The sequence below is a fragment of the Robbsia andropogonis genome (genome assembly GCF_000970345.1).
Lineage (GTDB): Bacteria > Pseudomonadota > Gammaproteobacteria > Burkholderiales > Burkholderiaceae > Robbsia > Robbsia andropogonis.
The window spans coordinates 1-26,789 of sequence record NZ_LAQU01000025.1; the positions used below are offsets into that span (position 1 = coordinate 1).

The 26,789-nt window shown below is 52.2% G+C and carries 22 protein-coding genes; 1 reads left to right on the forward strand and 21 read right to left on the reverse strand.

What is annotated here, in order from left to right; translation table 11 throughout:
* Positions 1-113: 113 nt before the first annotated feature.
* The 21 genes from WM40_RS32555 to WM40_RS19390 all read right to left on the reverse strand — a co-directional run bounded on the left by WM40_RS32555 (position 114) and on the right by WM40_RS19390 (position 25,142).
* The gene (locus tag WM40_RS32555; RefSeq protein WP_096335541.1) at positions 114-266 is read right to left on the reverse strand and encodes a DUF5993 family protein; all 153 of its coding nucleotides are present in this window, start codon (positions 264-266) and stop codon (positions 114-116) included.
* 1,095 nt (positions 267-1,361) lie between these two features.
* Positions 1,362-3,986 (reverse strand): HAD family hydrolase, encoded by a 2,625-nt coding sequence (locus tag WM40_RS19295; protein WP_320534565.1) that lies wholly within the window; start codon positions 3,984-3,986, stop codon positions 1,362-1,364.
* A gap of 77 nt (positions 3,987-4,063) precedes the next feature.
* Positions 4,064-4,924, reverse strand: a complete 861-nt coding sequence (locus WM40_RS19300) for an OmpA family protein (protein WP_082102991.1) — start codon at positions 4,922-4,924, stop codon at positions 4,064-4,066.
* 50 nt (positions 4,925-4,974) lie between these two features.
* Positions 4,975-5,952, reverse strand: coding sequence for a hypothetical protein (locus WM40_RS19305; RefSeq protein WP_024902842.1), 978 nt, complete (start codon positions 5,950-5,952; stop codon positions 4,975-4,977).
* Positions 5,953-6,228: 276 nt separating this feature from the next.
* The gene (locus WM40_RS19310; protein ID WP_046153692.1) at positions 6,229-7,920 is read right to left on the reverse strand and encodes a hypothetical protein; all 1,692 of its coding nucleotides are present in this window, start codon (positions 7,918-7,920) and stop codon (positions 6,229-6,231) included.
* A 451-nt stretch (positions 7,921-8,371) separates the two neighbouring features.
* Positions 8,372-9,442 carry an IpaC/SipC family type III secretion system effector gene (locus WM40_RS19315; RefSeq protein ID WP_157685851.1) on the reverse strand — a complete coding sequence of 357 codons (1,071 nt, stop codon included), beginning with the start codon at positions 9,440-9,442 and terminating at the stop codon, positions 8,372-8,374.
* A gap of 135 nt (positions 9,443-9,577) precedes the next feature.
* On the reverse strand, positions 9,578-11,005 hold the full coding sequence (gene sctE, locus WM40_RS19320) for a type III secretion system translocon subunit SctE (RefSeq protein ID WP_236693601.1): 1,428 nt from the start codon (positions 11,003-11,005) through the stop codon (positions 9,578-9,580).
* 208 nt (positions 11,006-11,213) lie between these two features.
* Positions 11,214-11,744, reverse strand: coding sequence for a SycD/LcrH family type III secretion system chaperone (locus WM40_RS19325; protein ID WP_046153695.1), 531 nt, complete (start codon positions 11,742-11,744; stop codon positions 11,214-11,216).
* Positions 11,745-11,863: 119 nt separating this feature from the next.
* Complete coding sequence (locus tag WM40_RS19330; RefSeq protein WP_046153696.1) at positions 11,864-12,970, reverse strand: EscU/YscU/HrcU family type III secretion system export apparatus switch protein; 1,107 nt, start codon at positions 12,968-12,970, stop codon at positions 11,864-11,866.
* Between the two features lie 45 nt (positions 12,971-13,015).
* Positions 13,016-13,786 carry a type III secretion system export apparatus subunit SctT gene (gene sctT, locus WM40_RS19335; RefSeq protein ID WP_046153697.1) on the reverse strand — a complete coding sequence of 257 codons (771 nt, stop codon included), beginning with the start codon at positions 13,784-13,786 and terminating at the stop codon, positions 13,016-13,018.
* A complete protein-coding gene (sctS, locus tag WM40_RS19340; RefSeq protein WP_024902849.1) occupies positions 13,786-14,052 on the reverse strand; it encodes a type III secretion system export apparatus subunit SctS in 267 nt (88 codons plus the stop codon). The genes sctT and sctS overlap by 1 nt, the downstream gene beginning before the upstream one ends.
* Positions 14,053-14,054: 2 nt before the next feature.
* Positions 14,055-14,768: an EscR/YscR/HrcR family type III secretion system export apparatus protein gene (locus WM40_RS19345; protein WP_024902850.1), complete on the reverse strand. Its 714-nt coding sequence runs from the start codon at positions 14,766-14,768 to the stop codon at positions 14,055-14,057.
* Entirely contained in the window at positions 14,761-15,126 is a 366-nt protein-coding gene (locus WM40_RS31585) for a FliM/FliN family flagellar motor switch protein (RefSeq protein ID WP_157685853.1), read from the reverse strand. The genes WM40_RS19345 and WM40_RS31585 overlap by 8 nt, the downstream gene beginning before the upstream one ends.
* Before the next feature lie 740 nt (positions 15,127-15,866).
* Positions 15,867-17,072 (reverse strand): hypothetical protein, encoded by a 1,206-nt coding sequence (locus tag WM40_RS19355; protein WP_046153699.1) that lies wholly within the window; start codon positions 17,070-17,072, stop codon positions 15,867-15,869.
* The gene (locus tag WM40_RS19360; protein ID WP_024902852.1) at positions 17,056-17,514 is read right to left on the reverse strand and encodes a hypothetical protein; all 459 of its coding nucleotides are present in this window, start codon (positions 17,512-17,514) and stop codon (positions 17,056-17,058) included. Before WM40_RS19360 ends, WM40_RS19355 begins: the two co-directional genes overlap by 17 nt.
* The gene (locus tag WM40_RS19365; RefSeq protein WP_046153700.1) at positions 17,492-18,799 is read right to left on the reverse strand and encodes a FliI/YscN family ATPase; all 1,308 of its coding nucleotides are present in this window, start codon (positions 18,797-18,799) and stop codon (positions 17,492-17,494) included. The genes WM40_RS19360 and WM40_RS19365 overlap by 23 nt, the downstream gene beginning before the upstream one ends.
* A gap of 3 nt (positions 18,800-18,802) precedes the next feature.
* A complete protein-coding gene (locus tag WM40_RS19370; protein ID WP_157685854.1) occupies positions 18,803-19,207 on the reverse strand; it encodes a type III secretion system chaperone family protein in 405 nt (134 codons plus the stop codon).
* A 15-nt stretch (positions 19,208-19,222) separates the two neighbouring features.
* The gene (locus tag WM40_RS19375) at positions 19,223-21,364 is read right to left on the reverse strand and encodes an EscV/YscV/HrcV family type III secretion system export apparatus protein (RefSeq protein ID WP_046153702.1); all 2,142 of its coding nucleotides are present in this window, start codon (positions 21,362-21,364) and stop codon (positions 19,223-19,225) included.
* Positions 21,365-21,434: 70 nt separating this feature from the next.
* Positions 21,435-22,571 (reverse strand): HrpJ domain-containing protein, encoded by a 1,137-nt coding sequence (locus WM40_RS19380; RefSeq protein ID WP_024902856.1) that lies wholly within the window; start codon positions 22,569-22,571, stop codon positions 21,435-21,437.
* Positions 22,555-24,537 (reverse strand): type III secretion system outer membrane ring subunit SctC, encoded by a 1,983-nt coding sequence (sctC, locus tag WM40_RS19385; protein WP_082102997.1) that lies wholly within the window; start codon positions 24,535-24,537, stop codon positions 22,555-22,557. Before sctC ends, WM40_RS19380 begins: the two co-directional genes overlap by 17 nt.
* On the reverse strand, positions 24,525-25,142 hold the full coding sequence (locus WM40_RS19390) for a helix-turn-helix domain-containing protein (protein ID WP_157685855.1): 618 nt from the start codon (positions 25,140-25,142) through the stop codon (positions 24,525-24,527). Before WM40_RS19390 ends, sctC begins: the two co-directional genes overlap by 13 nt.
* A gap of 324 nt (positions 25,143-25,466) precedes the next feature.
* Here WM40_RS19390 and WM40_RS19395 point away from each other — a divergent pair, with 324 nt between their 5' ends.
* A complete protein-coding gene (locus tag WM40_RS19395) occupies positions 25,467-26,789 on the forward strand; it encodes a PrgH/EprH family type III secretion apparatus protein (RefSeq protein WP_157685856.1) in 1,323 nt (440 codons plus the stop codon).

Genomic DNA, 26,789 nt, shown 5'->3' on the forward strand with positions numbered 1-26,789 from the left:
TACCAGTTGAAAATAAAACGCCGCTGCCAACGTCAAGCTAACAGCAGAAAGCGCTATTTCGTCTACGTAAGGACCCAATCCTGATTGGAGAAATTGCTTCATGACGTTTATTTTCAGAAAGAAAGTGCCAGCGCGTTCGTGACATGATGGTCGAAGAAAACAAGAAACATCACAAGAAAGCAGAACCATGTTGCGTAGGCCATTTTTTTGTTTCCGAATACAGTGCAGGCCACCATGATGGCTCCGGTCAAAAATAGGAAAAACATCGGTATAAGGTAGATGAAGAAAATATCAAATCAGGTGAATAAAACAGACCAATCGCTTCGAAGCATGTCAGTCGTCAAAATGGCGACATGAAATAATAAATATCGCGATAGAACCTACCCCGACAATTACTAGAAGCGATGTTAAAAGCCACATCATGCGACACCTCTAAAAATGCGTTTCAGACAGTCTCCTTAGATCAATGCAGTATTCTTTGCTGCTAGATACCCTTTTGCATCTAACGTCTGTGGCGCGCTGCCCGCGCATGATTGCCAATTGCGTTTCCAGATGTCGCTACGCTATCCGTGATATACAAGGTGACACTCCCAAATCGGTAACAGGTCGTTTCGGCACGCTCATGCCCCTGGGTGTCTGCTACGGAAGGCATCCCTCTCTGTCGCGCCCTTGGGGCGTTGCCTGTACACGGTGATGAAGACTGAGTATCGTTAGGAACGGTCGATGCTTTTCCCGGCAATACGCGTAATGGATACGTCTGCGCGGGTCGACTTTGCGTTGCCAAGCCTTCGCAATTCGAGAGATGAACACGAGCGACGGGTTCGATATGCGTGCCAGCTTGCCGGAAAGCATGCGTACCAGCTTGTCTGGAGGGACCGCGGCTCAGCAGTCTGCGCGTTGCACAAGGCTCATCATCAGCGACCAAATCGGCATTCGGCATTCGCATTTCCTGATGCATTGACCTCCTTAACGGAACAGACCCAGTTACGGCAGCAGGTTTGTCGGGCGTGCGGACGGGCGACGCCATGGCGGCTTCACAGGAACTGGCACGCTGACGTGCCCCTCCTCCGCGGACCCGGTGCGCTTCTCGACGCTGATCCCGCTCGTCGTGCCATGGGTTCGCGCGGGCACCGTAACCGTCGTATGTATCGTACGGTCGTGGCCCACTGTTATCAACGCTGGCCAATTCGCCAGCGAGCGTACGAGTGAAGCCGTCAACGCCGGTTACGTGATATCGACGTTCCGGAAATCGGGTAGCGTTATAAACGTCGTTGGCACGACTGCCGTGAAAACCGTACAGCTTCGTCATGATCGCATCGTCCATCCTTTCCCTCGCCTTCTTGTATCGCTATATCCTTGACTCAGGAATTCGTGTAATACAAACCCGTCATTACCGTCTTAACGGCGGCAAACTTCTCATCAATCATTCGCGCTTCACGCGAACCGATGGCCGTGGGATAGACACTGTTATCCGCATCAAAACCCCTGTCATTAGAGTGGGCGGACAGCTGTAGAGAGATGGTATCGGACCCTGTAGTGCCGCCCGGCAACGGCACGGTGGCAAGATCCCGCCCTGCGATCGTGCGGAACACGAGCCTGATGAAATCCGAACTCCCATCTGGAATTGGAGAAAAACGGATGAGCGCGTCCCGTTCGCATGCCATCAAGCCCTCTTCGTGCCGGGTTACGCCGATGCACTGGTAATCATCAGGTTCGACGCGACGTTGCGGCCCATTGACTTCGCATAAATGACCGAACGCCTCGGCAGGAAAACTGGTGATCGATTCAAGCTGCAACCATTTCGCCACCGTGCCAATTTTTACATCCACACGACAGTTTCCGAGTGGAAATACAGCTGTGAAGTAACCATCGTAAGTCGCATGAGCGATTGCGTCCCTGTGCACAGTTGTTTTTGCGAATCGAAATGTGATAGGTAATACCTGACGGCGAAATGAGAATGCAGGTTCCGTGATACGCAGCCCATTCCGAAGGCAAATCATATAAAGCGCCAACTGATCCATGCCGGCGTAGCGCAACTCGAAGGCACGATTGCTACGAAACTCTCCACCACCACTGAAATAAAGAAGCCCTCTCCGTCGCAAGCCAGCCAAGCCCTTGGCGTGGTCGCACATCTCGTATGCTGCACTCCCTCCCAGATTGACCTCGCACTGCATATTGGCCGCTTCGGAAAGCTCTTTTTCGCTAGGAAAAAAGAGCATTGCCCCCAGATTTGTCAAGGCACATTCGCGCAAGCGGGACGGAGAAAGCTTCGGAAGTTGAGTAGGGCGCGCCACGCTGGCTTGATCAACAAACAGCAACGCAGCACGTTGGCACTCGGCCATCCAACGTGGCAACGGTGCCGATGAAGCCTTAAAAAATGCCTCTCCACCATCCCCGTAGTCGACGACGGACGCCCCCTCGCCAGCACAAAGATTTTCGAGATAAGAAATGCTCGGTTGCGTTAACGCACGGATCAACCCCTGATCAACCCAACTAGCATCGATTAGCCCCGACGCCTCGCCCATCAGGCGTATATTGTCGCGATAAATGAGGTACCGACCAATCACCTTGACATCAAGTTCTTTAAAAAGAATATCTCTCAAAAGCCATTGAATCGTACCGTGATATCCGATATCGACAAGGCACAGCGTATCTCCTGGGCGCACGCCGGTTTGCTTCACGATATGCCGGATCAGCCGGCCGCGATAGGCAGCACTGCGAGCCTTGATTGCCTCACGCAACGCCGGCGTAAAAAACGTCTTTATGGCTTGTGTAATGGACAGCGATGTTTCAAATGCGCAGATAAGCGCCGCCTGCTCTTCTTCGTTCAAGAGCAAACAGGCGGCGCATTGCGGCAGGCTCATGCGGAATTCGCGCGACGTTAGCATCATGAAATGCACTATTGCTTCGTCACTATCAAACGATGCCGAAAAGGCTGACTGTCGGCTAACATGCAGCGTTGGATGTAAAACAGACGGGGCGACAATATCTGCGGCTTCTCGCAGCAAATGCGCGTCACGCATCAAAAATCCAAAACAGATACGGTGATGGTATGTTTGATTTGATGCGTAGCTTCTCGAAAATTCAGGCAGTATTTCCTTTTCGCACAATGTTTTCGCAAATGCATAGAGCACTGGACCGAGCAACGATCGTCCCAGCGATTCATACCAGCCATGCTTGCCACAAGGTTCACGAAAAGACAAACTATCAAACAACGTCCATACAGCGCGTGTTTCTCCGACGCCGGTAAACATCAAACGCGTTGCGGCGTCGCGGCGATCAGCCAGTACTGTCTCCTCATCCGGATATCGCCGTAGATGAATGCATTCCACGCCCAATTTCTCCGGAATCTTTACATCGGCAACCGCGTTGTCACCAACATGTAAGATTGCATTCGGCGCCACGCCTAGTCGCTTTATCACACGATCCCATAGTCCATGTGATTTCGCGATCCTGTAATCGGATGAACAAAATATAAAGTCGATCATCGAAGCAAGGTCGGCATCAACCAACGCAAGCAACCGCCTGAGCTGCGTCTCGCTCATATACGTGTCACTTACGACCGCGACGGGCATGCCGCGCCTACGTGCTTCGTGCATGCAGGCAGCGGTGTGTGGCGAAACGAAGCAAATCGACGATTCGATGGCGCATTCGAGCTCCACGCACTGCGAAGCTTGGTCAGACCAACGCGCCGACGGAAAGAGTTCCTCGTATATTTCCGCTAGCGTGACTTCAGGCACCAGACCATGTTCGAAGCGCCGCCGCCGCGCCTGCGCTTCCGCAGCGATGCGATGTTGCGCCGACATTCTCCTTTCGAGGAAAGGTGAGCGCGTGACAAGCTCACAAAATACATCCGTCGGCCTGCTAACACCCCGCCACAACACTGTATCGAAACAGTCAAAAGAGGCTAGTGCCCTACCCTGTGCCGCCTCGCACCATGTTTCGAATAACTGCGAGGGCAAAACGCCATTACGACTGTCATTCATAAATCAAGCATTCAAAATAAACATGGAGAAAATCAGCTTTCCGTGTCGCAACGCCAATCCGCGCCGCCCATCGGTACTTAACGCTCATTCAATGGACATTTTCCAATTGGGGAGGATGTCGATCTGGCAAGCTGCCTGGGTTCGTCTAATCCATAGAAATCCAATTTCAAGCTCAATCGCCGACTGGCCTCAGGCGTGGATTTCTGTTCTGCTGCCGAATAGCCACCCAGCTTGAATAAAGTGCGAATCATCTGCGTTCGTTTTTCATCAAACGAATTAATTCGCTGTGCATAAACATCCCGTTCACGCGTACTTGGATCAAGCAATGCGCACATCAGACGTTCACTTCTGCGAGCGCTGAGGTCCAGATTGAATAAGTAAGATCCAGCCGGATCGGTGTAACCTACAACGGTGATCGACTTCAACAAAACCAAGGCAGGATCGTTCTGCGCGAGATCAACTAGCGAGTCGACATAGCTACTCAGCAGTGACTCCTGCTCCGTGCTGAGCCGATCGCTTGCAAGCGGAAATCTCGCAGCGCTACCCAAGTCGATTGTGCGTGCTACTGGATTCACCTGGAAGCCGTATTGGCGAGAGAGCAAGGAAATAGCGCGTAATGCCGCTGAAACGCTGCTGCCATATGCAACCAACCGACTAGAAGTCCCTTTATCGTTTTCGCCTGAGGGGGGCAGCGCCTCGTTTGTGACATTCGTTTTGAATGAATCGGCTTGCTCGGGATCCAGCGAACCAACGGCAACGCTACGATCAGAAGAAGTCCCACTCGAACCCGCAATCCACATCAACATGACCGAGCATCCAATCACGATAAACAGGCAAGCCAAGCCAGTCATCATGTCAGCAAGCGATATCCAAAACGGGTTCTCTTCACCATCATGGTGCATATCACGTCGAGGGCGCTGCCGAGATGACTCAATCATTTCTTCTTCCCACCGTATATGCTTGAGAATACCTTATTAGCTAAATGTCGCTAAATGCGATCGCGGGACATAAAGGCATCTTGCACGACCAACGTAATCTGACGCGTTTGCGTGGCCGTTATCTCCATTGCCCTAATCAAGCGCGCCATACCCTCGTCATGCGGGCTAAATGCCATTAACATATCAATCGATAACGAGACCTCGTGCAGACGACGATAGCAATGCGCAACGAGCAATTTCTCTATCAGAGTGGTAAATAGCGCAACCAGGATCGCAAGGGCCGATACAATGAAAGCATCCGAGACGCTATGCAGAAGTCGTGCTAATGCAGTTATCACGGTATGTGCATCCATAACGGACGGTAATGTCGTCATCCCGTGCGCGATAGTGCTTCCCGATACATGATGCGCCGCTAATCCGCTGCCAGTGGTATCGTCCAGCACTTTCAGAGTAGGCTGTACCGCAGCGGACGTTGAAGCACCAGAATCAAAAGCAACAAACGCGTTATCGCGCACTTGCGATGCAACTGCTGGGTTTCCCGCCACTGAATGAACCTCTGCCAATGCGTTTTGCTTCCCGGCAACCGTATCCGCAAACCGATGCAGACCCAGCAGCAAACCCGAAAACGTTCCAAAAATCCCGATTCCCGTCATGATGCCCGGGCAGTGGCGGAAAAAATCAAGCGCCAATGGCACGTTGACGTTATCGTGGCGATCAAAATACAAAGAAGCCGGAACAGTTGCCGTATTTGATAAGTCCCTCTTTTCTACCGTGGCGCCGCTCAAGGTCTTCTTGTAACGATCCCAGGAAAGTGCAAGGTAGCGATCCTTTGAAAAAAGTGCATCCAAATGGGCATTGCCATCTGCGGACCTGCATATCTTATTCAAGCCCCGCACCGCGGCGTTCAATCGAATAAGCAACGCAACCGCAGGCACAACAAACCGCGCCAAGAAATACAACTCCAGCGCCGCCAACACTATAAGCAAGACGATGACCGAGAGCGGCGTATCCAGTACCTTTTCAAACATCACAACAACACGGCTCCAAAACAGTCGACGAAGCGTCGAAGAAAAACAAGATAAAGAGCCAATGTCGCTCGTTACAAAATGTCGTGGCAGCGAGGCGTTACCTCATCGCGTAGCCGGCTGCATTGCTGGCAGCCGTGTTTGATGAGCGCCGCGCATAGGTATCCACTATGCATCGTAATCGCCGAGCTGCACCATCATCCGAGGCCAGTTTGAACGTAGGCGAATGCCCAATGCTGCAACGACAATCAAGTAAAACGCGAAAGATGCAAACGACCGTTACCCATCGCGACCAAAACGTGCCACCATTTCTCGCCATGCTTTTTGAGTTTCCGCGGGAGAACGATGCCCAACGCCCCCCGAAAGAATTGGCGGCGTGGATATTGAAATATCAAATCTTGATGAACGCTGCCTCTGAATGCCATCATCGTGCGCTGTCACTGGCGACGATACAGTTGTTGTAAGAGGTGCTTGGAAGCCGCTGCTTACGCTGGAGGACATCGACGAAGAGGATCGCGATGCGACAGGCGAGTTAGGCGTACCGGCGCCGATTTGCGATTCGTTCAGTGGTCGCGTTTGAAACGGCCCATCAATATCCCTATTTTCTATTGAATCAGACCTTTCCAAACCTAAAAACGTTGGCCCCGGCACCCTGCCCAATGCTCCTGGAGTCTCCTGGATACCATTCGTTGAACACGCTATACCCTCTGGCATAGATGCCGTTTGCGTATCACCATTGCGATCCGACTCCATCACGCTGTCTCGCCGATTCGGTCGATCATCCGCCGGCTCACTGCCATCCTCCGATGGTGGAGTGGATTGCGTACGATGACCGTGTAGTGTATTTCGGGGCGATTGCGTGTTCTCCATGTTTGGCAGGTAGCCTGTACCACGCGTCAAACCTTCGTCATCGTCAAATGTAGAGAAATGGCCGTCATACGTGTCGGTCGGAGGCGTATTTTGGGTATGACGGGCGCGCAGTGTATTTCTATTCGACTGCATGTCCTCCACGTCTTGCCTGTCCTGACGATTTGCTGCGCTAGGTGCTACATTGTCGCCAGCGTCGGATCTTTCAGGGAAAGATCTACCGTATTTTTGGCCCGGCGTCACATTTTGGTTCCAATGGATTGTCGGCCCAGTCATGTGCAGATTTACATGCCATTGTTCGGGGTGAACGCGGCTCCCGGCACCCACGCCATTAAGGTTTCCATCGCTACTCGACGCCTGCGGACTTGCATCACCCGCATTATCCCTGCTATTCGTAGCGTCTCCCGGCAACGACCTATCTTTGTTTTCAGTGGACGAATCAGGTTTGTTTTCCGGGCGACGAAGGTATTCTGGCATCGAATGCAAAAGGTTGCATGCGTGTCCGAGACTAAGCCCTTTTTCTTCGGGATTGGAAATATTAAGGCAAACCAGCCAGCGCGCGGCATTCCACACAGTCTGTTTCGATCCAGTATGGAGCCTTGCCTCGGCATTGTCGGTGGTTTCGCCATACACGAATTGAGCGCGAAGTTGCGTGCGTGGCACGACATGTCGATCATAGTAAGCTTGCATATGCTCCATATCGGTCGCGTCATTCGAACGATATTTAAGTGCATCCCCCAATGCACGCCACATCTTCGTGACACACTTGTAACTACGCGCCCCCGTCGACGTGTTCAAGTCGAGCCTTGCCCCCCACACTTCGTCGGCGCCACCCGGCTTTGTTTTATGTAGCTTTGCTGCTTCTTCTACAGCATCAATAAAGGCATTCGCTAAAGCATGTCGCTTCTCCATGTGCGTCGGATCAGACTTATCGTACATACCGGGCACGTTCAGAAGATGCAACGCCGACATGAACTGTCTCAGATACCGTTGCGTCCCACTATTCGGCTCCGTTGTAGAAAGCAACGTATTCAGTTGTTCCGCACCCTGCGATGCACGCTGACCGCCGAGTTCAAGGATCAATTCGCGCGCAAATGCGCGCATCGTCAACTCGACCTCTTCGGTCGACGCATTTGGCGCGGTGACTGATTTTGCAGCGCCCAGTTGATTTTTTCCGACTACGTCCAGCCCTGGAGTTGTAGCATTCGAAGAACGGGCCGCATTAGATTCTCTTTGAAAGGAAGACCCGCTTAAGGAATCGTTCGTAACCGTACTGATGTCTTCTGAGATAGACGAATTTCGGCACGGCCCTTGTACCGATCGAAGATTACCAACAGACAGATCTCTCCTTATCGGAAGATTTGGCCTGTAATTTCCTACTTGAGAACTAGATAGTGGCATACGACACCCTTTCAAATATAGTTTCGCAAAGCGGTATGAACGACGTAATTTTCATTCACACGTTGATTGCGTACCAGTACACATGGCAAGTACGTCTTGGTGCTCCAAGACGCCTCATCATGCCGGTCAGGCGACATGATGAAGACGGTACCGATCAGACCCGTATATTTCCAGCAACCTGGGCCGCAACCGATCCAATGTTGCTGATCAATTGGTTGGTGATGTTGTGCATCTCCTGAGCAATAGCCCGATTTTGACGAGCACTTTCTTCGTGTAGCGAGGCGTCGCTACGCGATACTTCCTGTTGATTCTGCTCGATCGTCTGGTGTCCGTGCTCGTTGCTCTGCTCCATTTGCCCAACGCCATCTACCATTTTTGCGCTCACATCACCGCCCATGCGCCACAAATCCGCCTTCGCGTACTCGCGGCCCCAGGTACGTTGATTCAAGGCGTGCCGTGTCGACAAATCCGTGGAACGACTTGCCGATAGCATCGCTCCCTCACTCATCGTGGCCGCATGCGCGGCAGGCGTGCGCAACATGTCTTCCTCAAGTCGCAGCGTTCGCGTCTGCGCGCCGCTTCCCACTGTGACCGTGTTGATCTCGGATGCCCGCACTGCTTCGGTCGAACGCACGGCCCTATTGATCATATTTTCACGAGCATGAGAATCTTGAGCATTTTGTGTGTTGATCTTTAGCGAAGCATGCTCTTTGTTCAAGGCACGCACTCGTGTCACCGCACCCGTTACCTGCATGCCTACGTTCAATGCAGAGGCTCCCACCGCCGACGCAAATGCATCTTCACCCGCCGCAATCTGCGATTGCGCTTGGTTATTCGCGGCGTCAGTCGCCAATGTTGTCATTTCGCTCTCGAGCTTACGGTCGGCGATCTGCGCTTTTTGCCACGCCGCGCTCATCAACAATAAAACATCGATTTGCGCATCGTCCATCATGAAGCCGGCGGCTTTATCATGGTCGTGACCGCTCGCGCTGGCAAGGGAATTGGCGAAAGCGTTGCCGACCACGTCTCGGCCAGATGCAATGGGAAGCGCAATGGCGGCGAGGTCCGTTAGCCTGATGTTCTGATTTGACGCCAGTGTCGGCATGGTGAGTTGCGGCGCTTGTTGCGTCGACGTCGCACGCGACGGAACGATCAAGGTAGACGCATTTGATGCAAACGCCGTTGAGGTTTGACCACCCACTTTCGCCGCTGGCGTAGATTCCATTTTCACCGTATCAGACATGATGACTTCAAGGTTCTTGAGAAGCTCCAAGTCGTTCGATCGAGAAAATCCGTTGATGTTCATAAAATAGTAATCCTTATTAATAGGTTGTTTCTATTTATTTGTGAAATGCCGATATCAGATTGAGCGTGCGTTGTTCAGCAGGAACGTTTCAGACGACACTTCGTTTTTCAATGTATTAGACATCGCTGAATTTAATTCACGCATTGCAGATGCACTGCTGGACAACGCATTCACTAATTCCTGAAGCATCTCGGAAATCACTTTTTTATCGGCAAGAATACGCGTCATCGATGCCTTCACCATGGATGCATCGCGCGTATCGGCAGCGGCGACGGTATCGATCACTGCTTGGGCACCAGACAACCCGGTTTCTCCAACTGTCAGACCCACCCTGGTACGGGTTGCAATCGCATTGATCTGACCCTCTTCGAGGTTATCAAGGCCGACCTGCTCTTTTAGCGCGGCAAACGCCTCTTTTGCGCGCGATGCCATCGATGTGACGCCGGTATCGTCGGCCAGCTTCACCATCACGTCCTTAACGCTGCGCATTACCGCGGATTCCATCACCTCGCCAAGTTCCTTTGCCGTCGATTCCGCGACAACTGATGCAATCTTACCGCCTACGCTGCCTACTGCAACCACCCCGGTAACCATGACAGCCGCAACCGCGATGCCTGCCACTACAGCGCCAGCGATTTCCGCTTTCTCTTTGGGTACGCCGCATGATTCGAGCGCCTCTGAGACTTGTTTGCTTAACCAAGTCATCATGGGTTTCACCGCATGATCCATGACGGGCTTCATCGCCTCGTCGATAAATGAGGTCCCGGTGACCGCCTTGAAGATCGCATCGGCAGCCATTAGTGCGAGGCCGGCCGCCGCGATCAGTAAACTAGCACCACCCGTGAATATCGCCAAACCCACACCAATCGCAGTCAATGCCCATCCACCGATCTTCGCAATTTCGCCAACCGTGTCTTGCAATCGCTGCGCTTCCGCCAATTTCGCTGCGTAGTCGTCAGATTTTTGTTGCAGTGTTGCTTGACGTTTTTCCGCCAACCCGTTCAGCATTGTGCGTTGCTCGTCGAGTGTGTCGATATTGCATTTCGACATCATTTCCTCAAGTCGCGCCAAAGCAATCGTAAGCACCGCGGTACTGCTCAACAAGCGCGTGTCATCTACACCTAACAATTGCGTGCTAGTCGGCAACGCTTGCATCGTGGTAGTGCATTCCGCTTCTAATTGCACGGCGTTTCTTGTTGCGGAAACGGCCGCTTTCAGTAATTCTGGCGAAGCTGTGTTTGCCAAGCAGGCCGATACGGCATGTTCCGCTTCTTTCACCGAATCGCTAAACGCATTCACGGTGCTCGCATGCACATCGAGTTTATGATTCAGTGATGCCTCCCACCGCGCAACGTTCTCGCCTATCTGTTTCAGTGCTTCACCTGATGGCCCGGCATCCGATACGACACCGCCTATCAACGCCAGTTGCTGTGTGACGCAAACCGCTGAGGCTTGATCCCGGCTTCGCACACTCTTCGGCATTGCGAGAGATGGCGTACGCCAAAATCCGATTGCCGCGCTGTCTTTCTGTCCCGAAGCATCTTCGACTTTGATAAACGTCGAAGATGCGCGCTCTTTACGTGCCTGATTTACGCTGGAGAATTTGTTTGCTGCGGGCTGCTCTTCCAGGTTCAATAGCCTGGCACTCGTAGTTGTGACGTTTATCAATTTCCCTCCTCAACAACGTAATTTAAGGCGACGACATATCGCCCGTGGGCTCTGCCTCTGTCAACGACGAGTCTTTCGCCATCACTTCGAGGCAAGACTTTGCGGTTTCCCGCAAAATAGGCAGCTCGGCCTGCGCCAAAACCTGTTCGAAATTGCGCCGAGCGGCGGCGCGATTACCTAAGCAAAGGTGACATTGCGCAGCATGAAAGATAGGCCTTAGATCATCCTTTGCTAAAGACCCGGCGATGGCATAATATTCGATCGCCTTCACGTACTCTCCCCGCAACTGATATACCGCCGCGAGCCCCATCGGGTACTCCGCACAGCGAAAGTCGTACATGAATAAAAATCGGAAAAACGATTCTGCCTCTTTTAATTTTCCCTGCTGGTAAAACCGATAGGCATAAGCATAAAGTCCCTCCATCGCGGCATCGGTCACGCCATGCAAATCCTTCATGGTCGCGCCTTTCTGAATGGCCGTGAACACAGCGCGATTCAGTCGCTCCAACTCGGCGACATCATCAGAGTGCGTTTCATGCTGAATGTTGCTCATATCAACTCTCCAATACCCTGTGCCATGACGTGCACTCAGGCATGTCTTCATTAGAAATATTAAAAAACATATGAATTAATCACTATCACAAATCGCTCACAATGCATTTATGTTAGTGATTATTCGCTGGGCACCGAATAGTCCTGCTCGGGCGGTTTGTCCAATTCGGGTTCGGCGTTGGAAGCGGCTGGCTCTGGCATACCCGCCTTTTCGATCTCCCGTAACCAAAACAGTACGCGGAGAATTGGTTCAAGATCGTCCACTGCAATGAATTCATATCGCCGACTGCGTGCATATATCCTGCGGGCGAGCGGGACGTCGCGTAACACCGGAACGTTGCATTGCATCGCGTATTCGATTACCGATCTAGCGCGCTCACCTTGTTCGCGCACCGAGACCATGGGAAAGGGTGCGACCTTGAAATCAACATAAACGCCGATTGCTATGTGCGTCGGATTCGCAAGGACAAAGGTCGATCCTTTTACGTTTTCTTTTAATTTCTCACTCATGCCCTCTCGCGAAAGTTTCCGTTGTTGTGATTTCACTTCCGGATTTCCCTGGCTTTCCTTAAATTCTTCTTTTATTTCATGCTTATCCATTTTCAGGCTACGAATATAGAGAAAATACTCCACCATATAATCAAGCAAAAGCACAGGTAATGCTGTCGCAAGCAACAATGCACCGAGAGATTTTCCGAGACGATTCAATTCGACACGCAACAACACCTCAGGCATGGCAGCAAGTCCCAAGATATCCCGATAATTTAGAGTAAGAAAAATGGCGATGCTGGCAGATGCCGCAGTAAGGTACAACAGCGCCTTGACTGCGTCCTTCAAAACACGTAGGTTGAACAGCTTCTTAAAGCCATTCACCGGGTTCAGTGCGTCAAAATTAATCTTTAAGGCATTGAATGCAAAAGTGAACCGACTCTGTAGCAACATCGGTATGGCCGTTGCCAACGTACAGATACCGACAAATGCAACGATACGTTCGGCAGCAATCGATATCAGCGCGTCGACATACGACCACGGATCAGGGTACGCTCTGGCGTCGGCAATCCAGGAGAACAACTTGCCAAAATTGTTCCAATGAAAAAGGTACGGCGCTGACAACCCGCCGGCGGCAAGCAGCAGAATCGTATTCAGATCAGCGGCCTTGAACGATTGCCCTTTTTTTTCTGATTCGCTGCGCTTTTTCTCAGTGGGTTTTTCGGTCTTTTCGCTCACCAAATTCCCCTGTGACGGTACCCATCGTTCGCGTTACATGATGTTTCAGTGAAGCACGCCATGTAACGACCAGAGGCTCACCCATCGAAAAATGCGTAAGGGCACTGTGGAAGCAAAGTAGAAGTACATAATCCCGTAAGCAGCAAAGCTTTTGATCGTCAACGACAGCGAAAACGCATTTAATTGCTTGCACAGACGCGACATAAACGCGAGCACGCCATCAAGCAGCATCAGTCCAACAACTACTGGCGCCGACAAGCTGACGGAAAACTGCATGACATGATTCAGCATGATAACGAGCGATGTATAGCGGAATTCAGGAATCGTCCCGAGTGGAACGTCGCGAAGACTTTCAGAAAAAAAAGTCATCAAGGTGATCAAACCGCCGTGTTGCAAGAAAACATTTGCAAACATCAGATTGAAAAAAGGCGCAAGAATCGCTGCCTCCACGCCGCTTGCAGGGTCGATTGAATCCGCGATAGTGGCACCACGTTGGTTGTCGATCAATTCGCCGACCAACGAAGCGACCCAGAACGGCGCAGCAACGATGGTTCCCATCATAATGCCGGTAATGGCTTCTGCCACACACGCCTTCGCTAGTGCAATACCATCCGGCCCCTGCACATGAAAGACAGCAACCGGGGATAGACCAATGACAATGAATAGGATGACAATCTGTCTTACGACAGGATGCGCCACGATGCGAGCACTGACAATCGGCACCAGGAGGAACGTTGGTGCAACACGCGCGTAAAGCATCGCCCACAATGCCAAATGATGGAATATATAACTTGACCACCAACGAAGCAGCCACATCACGGCACGCTTCGTGAAAATGCGAGTCTCACGGCCTCACGTGCAAACCCCATTACGATCGTGGCCATCCAGTGCTCAAGCAGTAGCAGACAGGCAAGCACGGCGATCAGCTTTACTCCGAAAGACAGGGTTTGCTCCTGTAACTGCGTCACGGTTTGGAAAAGACCGATGCCTAAACCGACAATTGTTGCGACGAGAATTGCCGGGGACGACACCAGGAGTACTAGAATCAGCGCCTTGTTGGATAGATAAATGATATTACCCATGTCTATCCCGGCAGGTGCAACGGCAGATACGGCTGCACGAGGTCTTTGGCCACGAGTGTCCAGCCGTCGAGTGCTACAAACAGAATCAGTTTGATCGGCACGGAGATCGTCACCGGGCTCATCATCATCATTCCGAGCGCCAGTAAGACGTTAGAGACAATCAGATCTACCACAATGAAAGGGATATATAGATAAAATCCAATTCTAAAAGCGTCTCGTAATTCCGTTAAAGAATATGCCGGCAACAACACGAATAGTGATGGCACAGCGGCTCTACGAATAGTGTTCGGCTCGCTTGGTTCATTGATGGCGTTGTTCGAAGAGGCGTCAACCGCCGTCGATCTTTGTTTTGCGGCCGCCGACACTTGCTGAAAAAATGTGACCAGTTCCTTGTCAGCATGTTGTGTCAGATATTGACGATAGGGCGTGAACACCGTTGTCAGGTACGGCCCGGCATCTTCGATTGATGCCACCTGATTTGTTTCCTCAAACGCTTGAAACGTTTTTGTCATCACAGGTTGCATGACAAAAGCAGCCAACATGAGCGCAATACTGTTCACAACGAGGTTGCTTGGCACCTGCTGCACACCAATCGCATTTCGCAACAACACGAGAACAATCGAAAATTTTAGAAAACAGGTGCCTGACGCGAAAACGAATGGGACCAGTGAGACGATCGCAACCAGCGTGATCAGTGAAAGCTCGGGGTTATGCATCTTCGCGTGTCGACTCCAATTGCAAAGTCAGCACTTCCGCCGCCAACTCCCCTGCCACTTCCACCAACTCGCCAGTACCAATCTGACGTCCGTTGACGTGTATCAACAGGCGCGCCCCGGACGCAACCGGCACGACATCCCCAGGTTGCAGCGCTGAAAGTTCAGCAACGGTGAGAGTAAGTGGTGCGAAAGAGAATGTCAGGCCAACAGGAAGCGTGGCTAGCCCGAACTGGCCTGATGGTTGCCGACCCTGTTCTCCGTTCATGGCAAATTCGGGTTCGGGGGACGAGTCCAGGATGCTTTTAGCAGCCGGTAGCGCTTGTTCATGATGGACATCAAGAAAAGATTCTTCGGACACGATCAATACTCCATGTGCGATAGACAGTGGAATGGCGGCGTACTCCGACATCCGTAAAACGGGTGCTGGAAACGCGATTTTGATAACATCACCACGGCACAGGGTGTCGACGAGACCGATCGACATCCTGGTTCGGCCAATCTCAATCGATATCGCCACTGGACAGGTCCGGGCCAAGGCCACGTAGTGATCTGACTGCGCCGCCGAACCTATCGCAAGCGGACAAGGTGTGCGCTCGTAGAAATAACGTATCCCTTGATGAGTTATTTCTATCATCATGCCTGCTGAAGCGAGGCCGACACCCTCGATTTGCACACGCTCCCATGGTTCCTGAGGGCCAGGTATAAAGTCTCGCCATTGCTCCCGCTGCAAGATAGAAAAAAGCAACTGGTCAGACAGTGCTTCCCATGCGTAGTGCGTTGCCTGCGGATATCGCCACGCGATGCAGTGTCCGATTTCAGCGAGCACCATTGTTGCGTAGCCTCTCTGAAATGCCGAAAATGTGACATATCGAATCACCGAGGATGGACGGCGTATTACGGCATGCACACCCTCAAAACGCGTTGCCAAAACGGCGCGCAGTATCGACACGTTCCGCACACCATCAGTGCAACGGAGGCTCAACCACTTTTGGGTATGCGCGCTACCTCCGCCTGCCTTGTCTTTCATTGCTGCCGCAACACCCGGCGCCTCGCTGGCGACAGCATGCGCCAGAGGTGGCATGGGGGACAGACCTGAGCTCATGACGTGAACACGATCTTCGCGGCCGATGTGGTAGATACACATTGCGCCGAGCTACGCATTACCTGTCTGATGATTTCTCTAGCAGTACGATCGACTGCTGTCATTTTTACCGCGAGATAACCAGAGGAAGCCAACGGCAGGCTAGCTGCGCCGTCGACAGTCAGTTCGACAATCGGCGCACCTCGCCAACTCTGAAAGGTATACACGAGGCGCCAGGCAGAAGAAGAGGCACCGCTACCGGCTCCATCCCTTCCCCCGCCTGTTTTCTTTATACGGTCGCCATCGAACGTATCACCCCGCGCTGAGTCAGCGATCATTTCGCCAGTTTTGGCATTGACAACGTCTGGTTGTCTCGCAAACCGCTGGGCTGGTGGTTCCAGTAACTCGGGCGAGGCTGAGACCTCGATTGCGTGCTGACGACGTTCCTTCCATACCGATAGCTTAGGCACAGACCGGATGACATCCCTCTCGCTGCAGACGCCTTCGTTCGATAGCTGTGCGGATGTAAATGTCCCATTGTGATCACTTGGCGAATCCGACAGATCGTACCAGCGCAGTGTCCACAACCGTGATGCAAGCGCCGCCGCCGCTGAAAACTGCTCCAATGGTGATGACCATGCCTTCGCAGTGTCACGACTGCCTAAAAAGAAGTTACATTGCCGCGCCGGCCTGGCCCGCCACGTATCCACATAAGGTATGTGATATGAAGCGTTGCCCGGCGAAACCGTATTACGAGGGTCACTGGCTCGAAGCACGGTTACCATGTCGCCCTGACTATGTACGTCGCTACCATCGTACTTTTTACGCGTAATAAGATTGCCATCACCGCTCTTTCCAGTCTGCTGAAGGTCTACATCAGAGTAAGCCACGGCCGGAGTGACTTGCCAATCTGCCGATCCGAAATGCGGGGCCTGTGAATTCGATGCCCCATCCGTTACGATAGCCACGTGGCTATCGATGATGTTCTTGTGCATGTGTGAATTCAAAAGCAGCGTATGATCTCGTTCCCGATTCATGCAAACGAAGGTTTCCTCATCATCTTCTTCCTCCTCATTCGCTACCGACATATCGGCGGCGAGCCGCCGCAAAAGGTCCTGCAAATCACCTTCGGATGCCTGCGCGCTGCTGCTGATTCCGTCGTCGGCAACATTAGGGTTGAACACATGCAACCTGCCTTTAAACTCACTAATCTTGGAGGACATGGCACTTCACCTCGACAATGTCTTCAATCTCGATTCGCTCCACGGCATTACGTTGCGATTGCGTCGCAGCGCGCCGCTCCCGATCGATACGCTCATCCTTGGCCATCGCGTTTCGCATGGCCCACTCTGCCTCGCAAAACCTTTCCTCCGCATAAGCACGCTCGTCCAACAAATTCTCCAGTGCAAGCCGCAATGCGGCCAATGCATGCAACGCCTGCGCCTGTCGTCCAAGTCCATCCGCATAATCCTCCTTCGAGTAATAACCGGTCGGCAGACAAGTCTCCATATATGACACTTCACGTCGAATCGAGGCCTCGATCTTTTCAATTGATTTTTGCAGCGTTTGACGCTTTTGCGCAGCATCACGATACTGACTCTCGGCCCGTAATCGTCCCATGTTCGCAGCACGCGACACCTTATCAAGCAGTTGCTGTCGCTTCATGCATTAGCCTTTGAGTTTCTTCGGCACTCGACCATACCCCACCGCTCTGTACGAGAAACTGACGCATTCGTTCGTACCTGTCCAGAACCTGATCGTTTTCCGCGTTCTGTCCACGACGGTACTCCCCCATGTCGATATAGACCTGTAGCTCTTGATATTTAGACAATCGCTGACGGAATACCGCTGCCATCCGTTGCTGCTCCGCGGTGGTGACCCCGTTAAATAAGCGGCTTGCGCTTTTAAGAATATCGATCGCCGGATAATGGTGAATTTCGGTAAGTTTCCGGGACAGATATATGTGTCCGTCCAGCAATGAGCGAAACTCGTCCGCAACCAGATCCGCTTCTTCCTCTGATTCAAGCAAAACGGTATAAAATGTTGTAATGCTTCCGGAATACGTACACCCGGCACGCTCAATCAGCTTAGGCAAACGGTCGAACACCGACAGCGGATAGCCCCGTTTGACTGGTAGTTCACCCGAGGCAAGCGCAATATCGCGTTCCGCTCGAGCGTATCGGGTCAGAGAATCGATATACACCACGACGCGTGCGCCTTTGTCCCGAAAGAACTCAGCTGCTGCCATTGCTACCTTGGCAGCGTTCGCACGTTCCACGGCTGATTGATCCGATGTTGCATATACCACGATGGTCCGTCCTGCCCGGCCACTGGAACGCACACCGGCAACGAACTCGCTGACTTCCCGTCCGCGTTCCCCTATCAGGGCTACGATCGTGACATCGGCATCCACTCCCCCTACCAACATTGACAGCAATGAACTCTTACCTGAACCGGCTGCCGCGAAGATACCAATCCGTTGACCTATAGCACAGGTCAATAACCCGTCGATTGCACGTATGCCAGTCCACAACGGTCTCGTCAGCGGGTCACGTTCCGCGTAAAGCGGGCCCATGGAATCCAGTGGCATGCTATGAGTATGCTGATCGTCATGAGAAACCATCGCATCACTCAATCGCTCGACAACCAACCCGCCGGCGTCCAGAACCGTGCCTAGCTTCGACACCGACATCTCCACCTGAACACGATCACCGGTCGCGCGCACCACGCATTCGCGCCGAAATCCGTCCACCGGATGCAGGACCGTCATGATCGCCGTGTCCCCGGACAAGGCGACAACCTGCGCTTTTCCAATCACGTCATCTGAGAAAAGACTCGCATGTATTGCGCATATCTCCCCTACCGCCACTCGAGGTATACGCGCACGAAGAATCTGTCCAGTGATGGAATCCACTGATGCATACCACTGAGAATAGTCTAGCAGTGCCATTTGTTAGCGACCTATGATTTGCATAAGTGCGCGTGTTTCTTCAAAAAACTGTTCCAGCGCGTACCGAAAAGCGGGCATGGCCCTGGCATTCGTGGCCAACGTCGCTTCCAGGGAGAGGTGCGATTCGTACCAAAGTAACACGGGGCGATTCGGCGTAAAAAGTGCGCTCGGCTCCCGCATGACGAACGTCAATAACTGTGTCGCCACATTTTGCAAAATTGGCTCGCTTACCGGTGGCATCGGTGCTATCAGCGTAACGATGTCGTCGGATGCATCGATCCGAATTTCTGATCCATCGCGAAAATTGATGTGTATGGGGGAATGTGGGTTCAGACCATCATCCACTTTGTCAGCACACCCGAGTTCAAAGAGTGCGTCCCGTACCAAGCTCACGATATCCAAATTCACGCCCATGCTCCTTATCTAGATATTTCCGAGTACATCGATTGCAACGTTATCCGACACCTCTCCAAAAGAAATTACTTGTAATCCCGGAAAGCGATTTTCTATCAACGCTCGTGCGTAACGACGCACATCCATGGAAGCTAGCAAAACGAAATCCCTGCGAATGGCAGTCAGTGCTGACATCGCTCCCGCGATTCTGTCGATCAGGTCATTGGCGATATCAGGGCTTAGATTCAAGAAGGTACCTGCCGCGTTGTTCTTGATACCACCACGAATCTTGTCTTCGAATTCCGGTGTCAGCACGAGTACCTTCACCCTCCCGTCGGACGCGAGGCGATGGGATATGTACCTGCTCAATGCAATCCTCACATGCTCCACAAGAACGAGACTATCCTTTTCACGCATCCCCCAATTCGCAAGCGTTTCCAAAATCAGTTTCATGTTCTTGATCGCAACGCGTTCCACTAGCAGGCGACGCAATATTTCGCACAGCTTCTGGATCGGGAGTTGGCGATAGACCTCTTTCAACAACTCTGGATAACGCGGGTCAAGTGTATCGAGCAAATTCTTTGTTTCTTGAATACCGAAAAATTCATTACTGTTCCGTAGTGCAACCGTGATGAATTGATCATGTAGCTCGTCAATTGCTTCACGGAATGTCACGCCCAGTTGCCTTAATCTGCCGACATCGATCTGTGCCCACTCGGCCAAATCGCCATCGCAATCAGCCATACGTGACACGCCGACGCCAAGACCGCGGACCATATCGGCACCGCCTATCAAACGTACACCGTCAAATGCGATGTGCAGGACCGCGGCGTCCACGTCATTTATACGAATAACGACACGATGTTTTTCCTCCGGGTCAACATGCGAAGACGTACGGCGTTCGCCTCGCATTTCTGTCCCGCCTTCATCCGCGACAGCGCTGAAACCGACAAAGATCTCCGGCAATAATAGCCCCGCATCACCTAACATTCTGCCGCGTAAGGATGCAGACAATGCGGCAACAGATATGTATTGACGACTGTACTGGGGTAGAAGAACGACAACTGGATGACCAACTGGCACGCTATCGGTTCCGGATAATGCAGAATGTGATCCAATGTCTCCGGCCGATTGGTTTATAAGTGTGGGTATGCCGTTCGCCGCCTCCTCATCAGATATTTTTTCCATCCCGGGTCCACGCCGCCGACGACGCTTCCAGCATAGAAGTCCTAGACCAGTTGATACGACCAGAAATACCGGAAGAGGAAATCCTGGTAACAACCCAATCACGGCCGATAACGCCGCCGAGATGCCTAACACCGGATCGCTCGACAGAATCTCTGAAACGATGTCATGACCCAGATTGCGATCGCTACCGGCCACTCGAGTCACAAGGAAGCCAGCGCCCATTGAAATTAACAGCGCCGGAATTTGCCCCACCAATGCATCCCCTACACTTAGGATCGTATAGGTCGACATTGATTCGGAGATTGTCAAATGTTGCTTTAAAGTACCGACCGTCACGCCGCCGATAAGGTTGACAAATATAATCAGAATTCCTGCAATGGCATCACCCTTGATAAACTTCATTGCACCATCGAACGATCCGTACAATTGACTTTCACGCTCAAGTGCGCTGCGGCGCACGCGGACCCCATTACCATCGATAATGCCCGCCCTGAAGTCGGCATCGATGCTCATTTGCTTGCCAGGCATGGCATCCAGTGAAAAACGGGCGGCTACCTCTGCTACCCGTTCAGACCCCTTGGTAATGACGATGAACTGCACCACGGTCACGATTGCAAAGATCACCAGGCCCACCACGATGTTTTGGCCGATGACGAACTCCCCAAATGTCTGAATGATTTGTCCGGCGTGCCCGGTCATCAGAATCAATCGACTGCTGCTGATTGAAAGCGCGAGCCTGAACAAAGTCGTCAGCAATACAATTGCGGGGAATGTGGACAGACTCAGCATGTTGACAACGTGCAGCGCGCTCATCAGCACAAGCACCGCGGTGATCATATTGACTGCGATCAGAAAGTCGAGCAAATCAGGGGGCAACGGCACTACCAGCATGCCAATGATCATGATGATCAAGCACAGCACCGCGAGCTCGGGCTTGCGTTGAAGTGCTAAGAGAAAGTTACGTGCATTCGCAATAAAATTCATGAGAAAAACAGACAAAAAGTGTCGTTGACTTCAATCGCCAAACACAGGCCCGGTGCTTGCGCTAACGACACTAAAAACCAGGTGTGGCAAGATTTAACACGGCTTGCAGAACGGTTTGACGGGAAATCGCGTCAGGAAAAAGTGCGAGCGGTAAAGCAGCAAGCGCGCAATAGGCACGCTGAATGAACCGCTCCCGCGCTTCGAGCGTTTCCACCTGTGTACATAGTGCAGTCAATGCCAACGGGACCTGTTTGGCATCACGCATCAGCGTGGTCACCAACCCGGATAACATGTCCGAGCCCGCCTGGTAGCGCCGATCAACCTCATCCATCCCTTCCAAGTTGAGGACCGGGGTCGTTACCACGTTCATCGGAAGTTGCATCACGAACGTCCTATCCGCCGCCACCATCATTCGCAACACATTGCACTGCGCAAACAGCCACGAAAATGCTTCCTGAGAGCAACTTGGGTCCATCGCTCTGCGGTCCGCCTTCAGCGTATCACCGACAAAACAAGTTAGCCCGGTACGCCTCGTGTAGTCGAATCGTTCAATCCAGTCATCGTAAAGATCAGGTAGTGCATCGGCAAAGTCCAGAAAATCACGGTACAACTTCCGCAAGGCACGTGCATCCAGCGCCATCCGTTCCGCGAAGCGACGAGCCGCGGACGCCGCATTGATACCGGCTTTTATGTGTTGCGCGTTTCCCTCCCGAAACACCATGTCGATCGCCGCATTGAGTAAAACCGAATCGTTGACGTCGCTCGTGACGGCCGCGCCCGACTCTCGATCAATGTTGCTAGAAGCCGAAGCTACGCGCTTCCGCGCACGCAGGGCGAGTACGAGATCGCTATCATCGGGGAAAAGAAGGCGTGCCTGGCGCAGGAGATCTCGCAGATTTCGCTCCCCGGATTTAAGTACACGCGTGAGTGTCGCCAGGCGGAACTCACGATCTTCCTCTAGGATCGATTCGGCTTCATCGGACACGCGATTGCGGCTACGCTCAACGTCCTTTCGACGAGCATTCTGCGCCAACATCATTCCGAGGTCTTCCTGCAAAGCGAAGACGCGTTCTTCCGGCGTATCGATATGCACAGCCGCATTCGCGGCACCTGCCACCGCAACCGCCGGGCTCGTTGAGATGTTGTTGCCACCGAATCCGGCTAGGCTCGGCCGCGTGTCCTGAGATGGATTACTGATGCGTTGCACTTTCTGTCCCCGACGCCTGACCGCCCCGCTTGCTGACGTTTTTTCCCGACTGCGGAGTTACATCATGCACGTTAGTGCCCGGATGCTTATTGGTGTCGTCGCTAGTCTCGTCCAAAGGTTCGCCTTGCCCGTCATCCAGGTCAGTGAGGTATTGCGTCAACATACGACTTGTCTCGGCCATTTGCGAACGCGTGCCGACCAGGTCGCCCGCTTCCAGCGTCTGCCCGCCAAGCCAACTATCATCCCGATTCAAGATGCGTGGCTGAATCAGAAAAAGGCGCACCATATGTTCCGTGCGGGTGCGATCCATCCGGAAAAGCCTTCCAAGATAAGGAATCTTCCATAGACCGGGAATGTAGTACGTGGTGGTCTCGTGCTGATCGATTGTGCTGCCGCCCAACAGCAGACTCTTGAACCGAGGAACGCGCGCGACCGTACTGATCTGCGTGTCGCTTACCACAGGAATCACCGGCGTATTTTTAGATCGGCTGCCGCTATTCTGCGAACTGCCGTCTTGCACCGTCACGATCATCTCGACCTCTCTTCCATCACGCGTGAGCCGCGGCAACACACGAACGATCGTGCCATACGAGAAATGTTCCAGTGCGGCTGTACGCTCACCTACCAACGGGTAATACTCGGTATGACTATTGTCAAAAACAGCCGGCACGTTTTCTTCGGTCAAAACGATTGGCCTGGATACGATGGTTGCCTGGCCTTTTTCCGTCAATGCATTGATGGTTGCCAAGAAAGTAATGCCGTTCAACGCAGCCATCTGGCTACCGTTCGCCGTTGCGGTAATAGGCCCGGCAGCCACGGATGACTGCCAGTTTATGCCTAGTTCATCCAGTTTCTGGCGATCAACGTCGATAATCCAGAGGGACAATTCGATCTGACGCTTCGGGACGTCTACCGCACGGATAGCGCGCTCAACCATGTCGACGTGCTCTCTCGGTCCATATAAAAGAATACTGTTCCCATCTGGGTTCGATACCATCCGAACGTCCCAAACGGTGTTGGACTGCATAGGAATCGAGCTGACGACGCCCGGCTCTGCATCGGTATTCTTAACACCACTGCCATCAACGTCTCGCGTTGTCGGCAGTGGTAATTTCAGAATATCTTGACCGGAAACGTCCGGCGCGTGCATGCCGGCCGCGACAGACGCGTCCGATGTGGTCTGACCATTGGCGTGGGACGAAAATAATCTCCGAATGACATCGGCCACACCGGGCATGTCGACTATCTCATCGCGAACCTTATAACGGCGATCAACCACGAATGAGTTGTGCAATGGCACAATGCGAAAAACCATTGCGGTATTGTTTTGAAATCCCGGAAGCTGGTCCAGATACTTCGCTGCCGCCACCACCAGGCGAACGTATATAGGCGGCCCGGAAACATAGAAGACACCAGCGCTGTCGGCCCCGATGATGGGGTACTGCTCATCGTAAAGGTTTGAGGATCTTAAAAAGGTGCGCACATCTCCTAAACGTTGATGGCCCATTTGTATCACCGAGCCGCCGATTTCGCTGTCACGATAGACATACAGAGATCGACCATCGTCGTACGTCATCAAACCCATGGTTTTAACAAGTTGCCTCAACGTTGCCATTGGGGTGTTGAGGTCGAAAGTTCCGGTAACGAAAAGGGCTTGCGTTTTGGGACTTACGACAATCGGCCGTCCAATCTTTCCTTGAATGGCGTCGAAGACATCGGACAAACTTGTATTCTGTGCTATAAAACGCGGTGCATCTGATACAACGCCTGATGACAGGATATGTGAATTAGCATCCGCATCAATCAACTGCGCATGGGCGAAACCCGGTGAAAGACAAGCGATGAAAATCGCCACCAGGTTTCTGCCATTTTTCATGCAGCCATTCGTGTGCCGCTGCACGATCCCGCATAGGCCGACCGTGCACTCAGTCAAACTTCCAAAGACTCTCACCGTTACCTCAAGCATCCAGGCCTTGCCCCAAAATGAAATTTAATTTCTTGCGAAAAATGCGACGACGATGAGAAACCATGCTGATAGGCCAACTCAGTCAACGTTTCATGTCGGGACAAAATATCGTGCAATGCATTCAACGCTCGCCACTGGCGCAAACGTTGCTTTAAACCGCAACCAAAGATGCTGCGGCAGATACGCCTGAACTGAACCGCGGACAACCCATAACGCTGCGCCAGTCTCGCTACCGATGTATGGCCGTCATATGCGCGGAGCAAGAAGAGAACAAGCTGATACGCTTCCTGGACACGTAGAAAATTTCGCAGTGGTTCAATGCGCGGATCATCGTTTATCACGCATTCACATAACCACCGGTTAAACCCGTAAACACTAGGTAAATCGGCGATCCTGAACGATAGCGTCGCAGGAATCTCACTTCCTGCCGCGCGATTCACATGACTGACGTCAAAACATTGCGCACTTTCGACAAAGGCAAGCAAGCTTGCAACGCGAGTGGTAGGCAGACTCCCACGCTCCGATTTCTCGCTCGCACCATACTCCTCTATCAGCAGGTGATTTCGATCCACCGTTATGCAGTATGTTTTCTCTTTCGTAACCATCATTCACATACCTTGTACCGTTCGAAATAGATAACCGTTTTATGTCTGCTTTATCTTTTCATTGCCTTATTGAATAAATCACATTGTACGGATGCCGTAGATATCAAGACATGGCGCGATGCCCGTTTGCTAATGGGCTTGCGCCTACTTTTCGTTCATCCTTGCCTCGAATATCGAATATCCGTGGTTAGATATTGACGATACTCAGGCAATCCTGTTTTCATTCACCCCTGGTTGAACGAAAACACGCTCTCGTTCTGATGAATTGATTTGCATGCTTCACCTATATGCATGCGTGGTGAAAGGCACGAAATGAGCTCAGTGTTGACGGATGCCGATTCGATCTACGAGTTACGCGTCCTCTTTGGACCGATGTTTGGCGTGGACTTGCTGCTTCCGAACCAGCGCTCACTATTCGTTTTTGTCGGCTCCGGTCAATATGAAGGAAGGGACAAAGATAACGCGACGGATGCGGCACAGTTAGCAATCAACGCATTGCATATTCCGCACCACAAGTCCGGGGTAAATTTTCGCATTCACTTTCCGACGTCGCACGCTCGGAATACGGAAGATCATGTACGGAACGCAGCACTATCTGGCACGAACGACGATGATGCGACCACGTCCGAAGCAGAAGCGGGAAAACTTCGGATCGAATGGATCAATGGTAGTGACCTCTTGGTGGAGAACTGCGCGTTCAATTCAGTCTGTCGATATGGCGATATTGCATTTTCTGTCCGACCGGCAGATATACCTTGGTCCGATAGCATATGCGCGTTTTTGCCGGTGGCTGAGAAAAGCGATACGGATAACGGGGTGCTTGCGGTCGCCGACTCATCGGTGACTGTCGACGCCACTTTTAAACATAGGTTTCTTGGACGACGAAGGGGCGCTGTATGCATGGCAACCGCTTTTCTGGCATTTTCGCTATGGGGGATTGCACGATATCTTTCATCTGGCGCAGATACCGCACGAGTCGCCAATGCGTTCGATAACGGTTGGGGCACGAATGATATCGTGACCAAGAACGGTACCCACTACATCATTGCGCGAACGGCTAGCGTTAAAGATTGGGATGATCAAATAGCACTCAGGTATCCGCTGGCATCAAGACCTGTCGTCTTATACGCTTCGGATCTTATTTCCAAGGCCGAAGAGGTACTGAACGAGCACAATATTGACTACTACACAATACGACTCGATAAGGTAAGCGAGCCGGAATTGGTGCTTGTGAAGCATGATGGCGAGGACAATTCCACGCTACGTAAACAAATCGACGAGGCATCGGAATTGCTTGCACCGGTATTCCCGTTTGCAAAAGGCGTGCATATCCAAGAGCAAGCACCTGCTGATGTCATAGCGATGGCAAAGTCATCACTGACGCGTATTCCCGTTACGTTTTCGGAGATTCAATCTCACGGGTATGTCACGTTCTTCATCACTGGCTATGTCACTGATTACGCGTTATCCGCCGTCGCGGATCTCGCTCGACATTTTTCGCATGACTGGGGTCATCGGAAAATCCGCTTTAGCCTGGCCTTAAAAACCATCTGGCTAAACGGTAAATCGCGCCAGACAGGCGTGGACGGCTATATCTTGGTCGATCCCGAACACTGGTATTTCAACAACTCAAGCAAGGAAAACTAA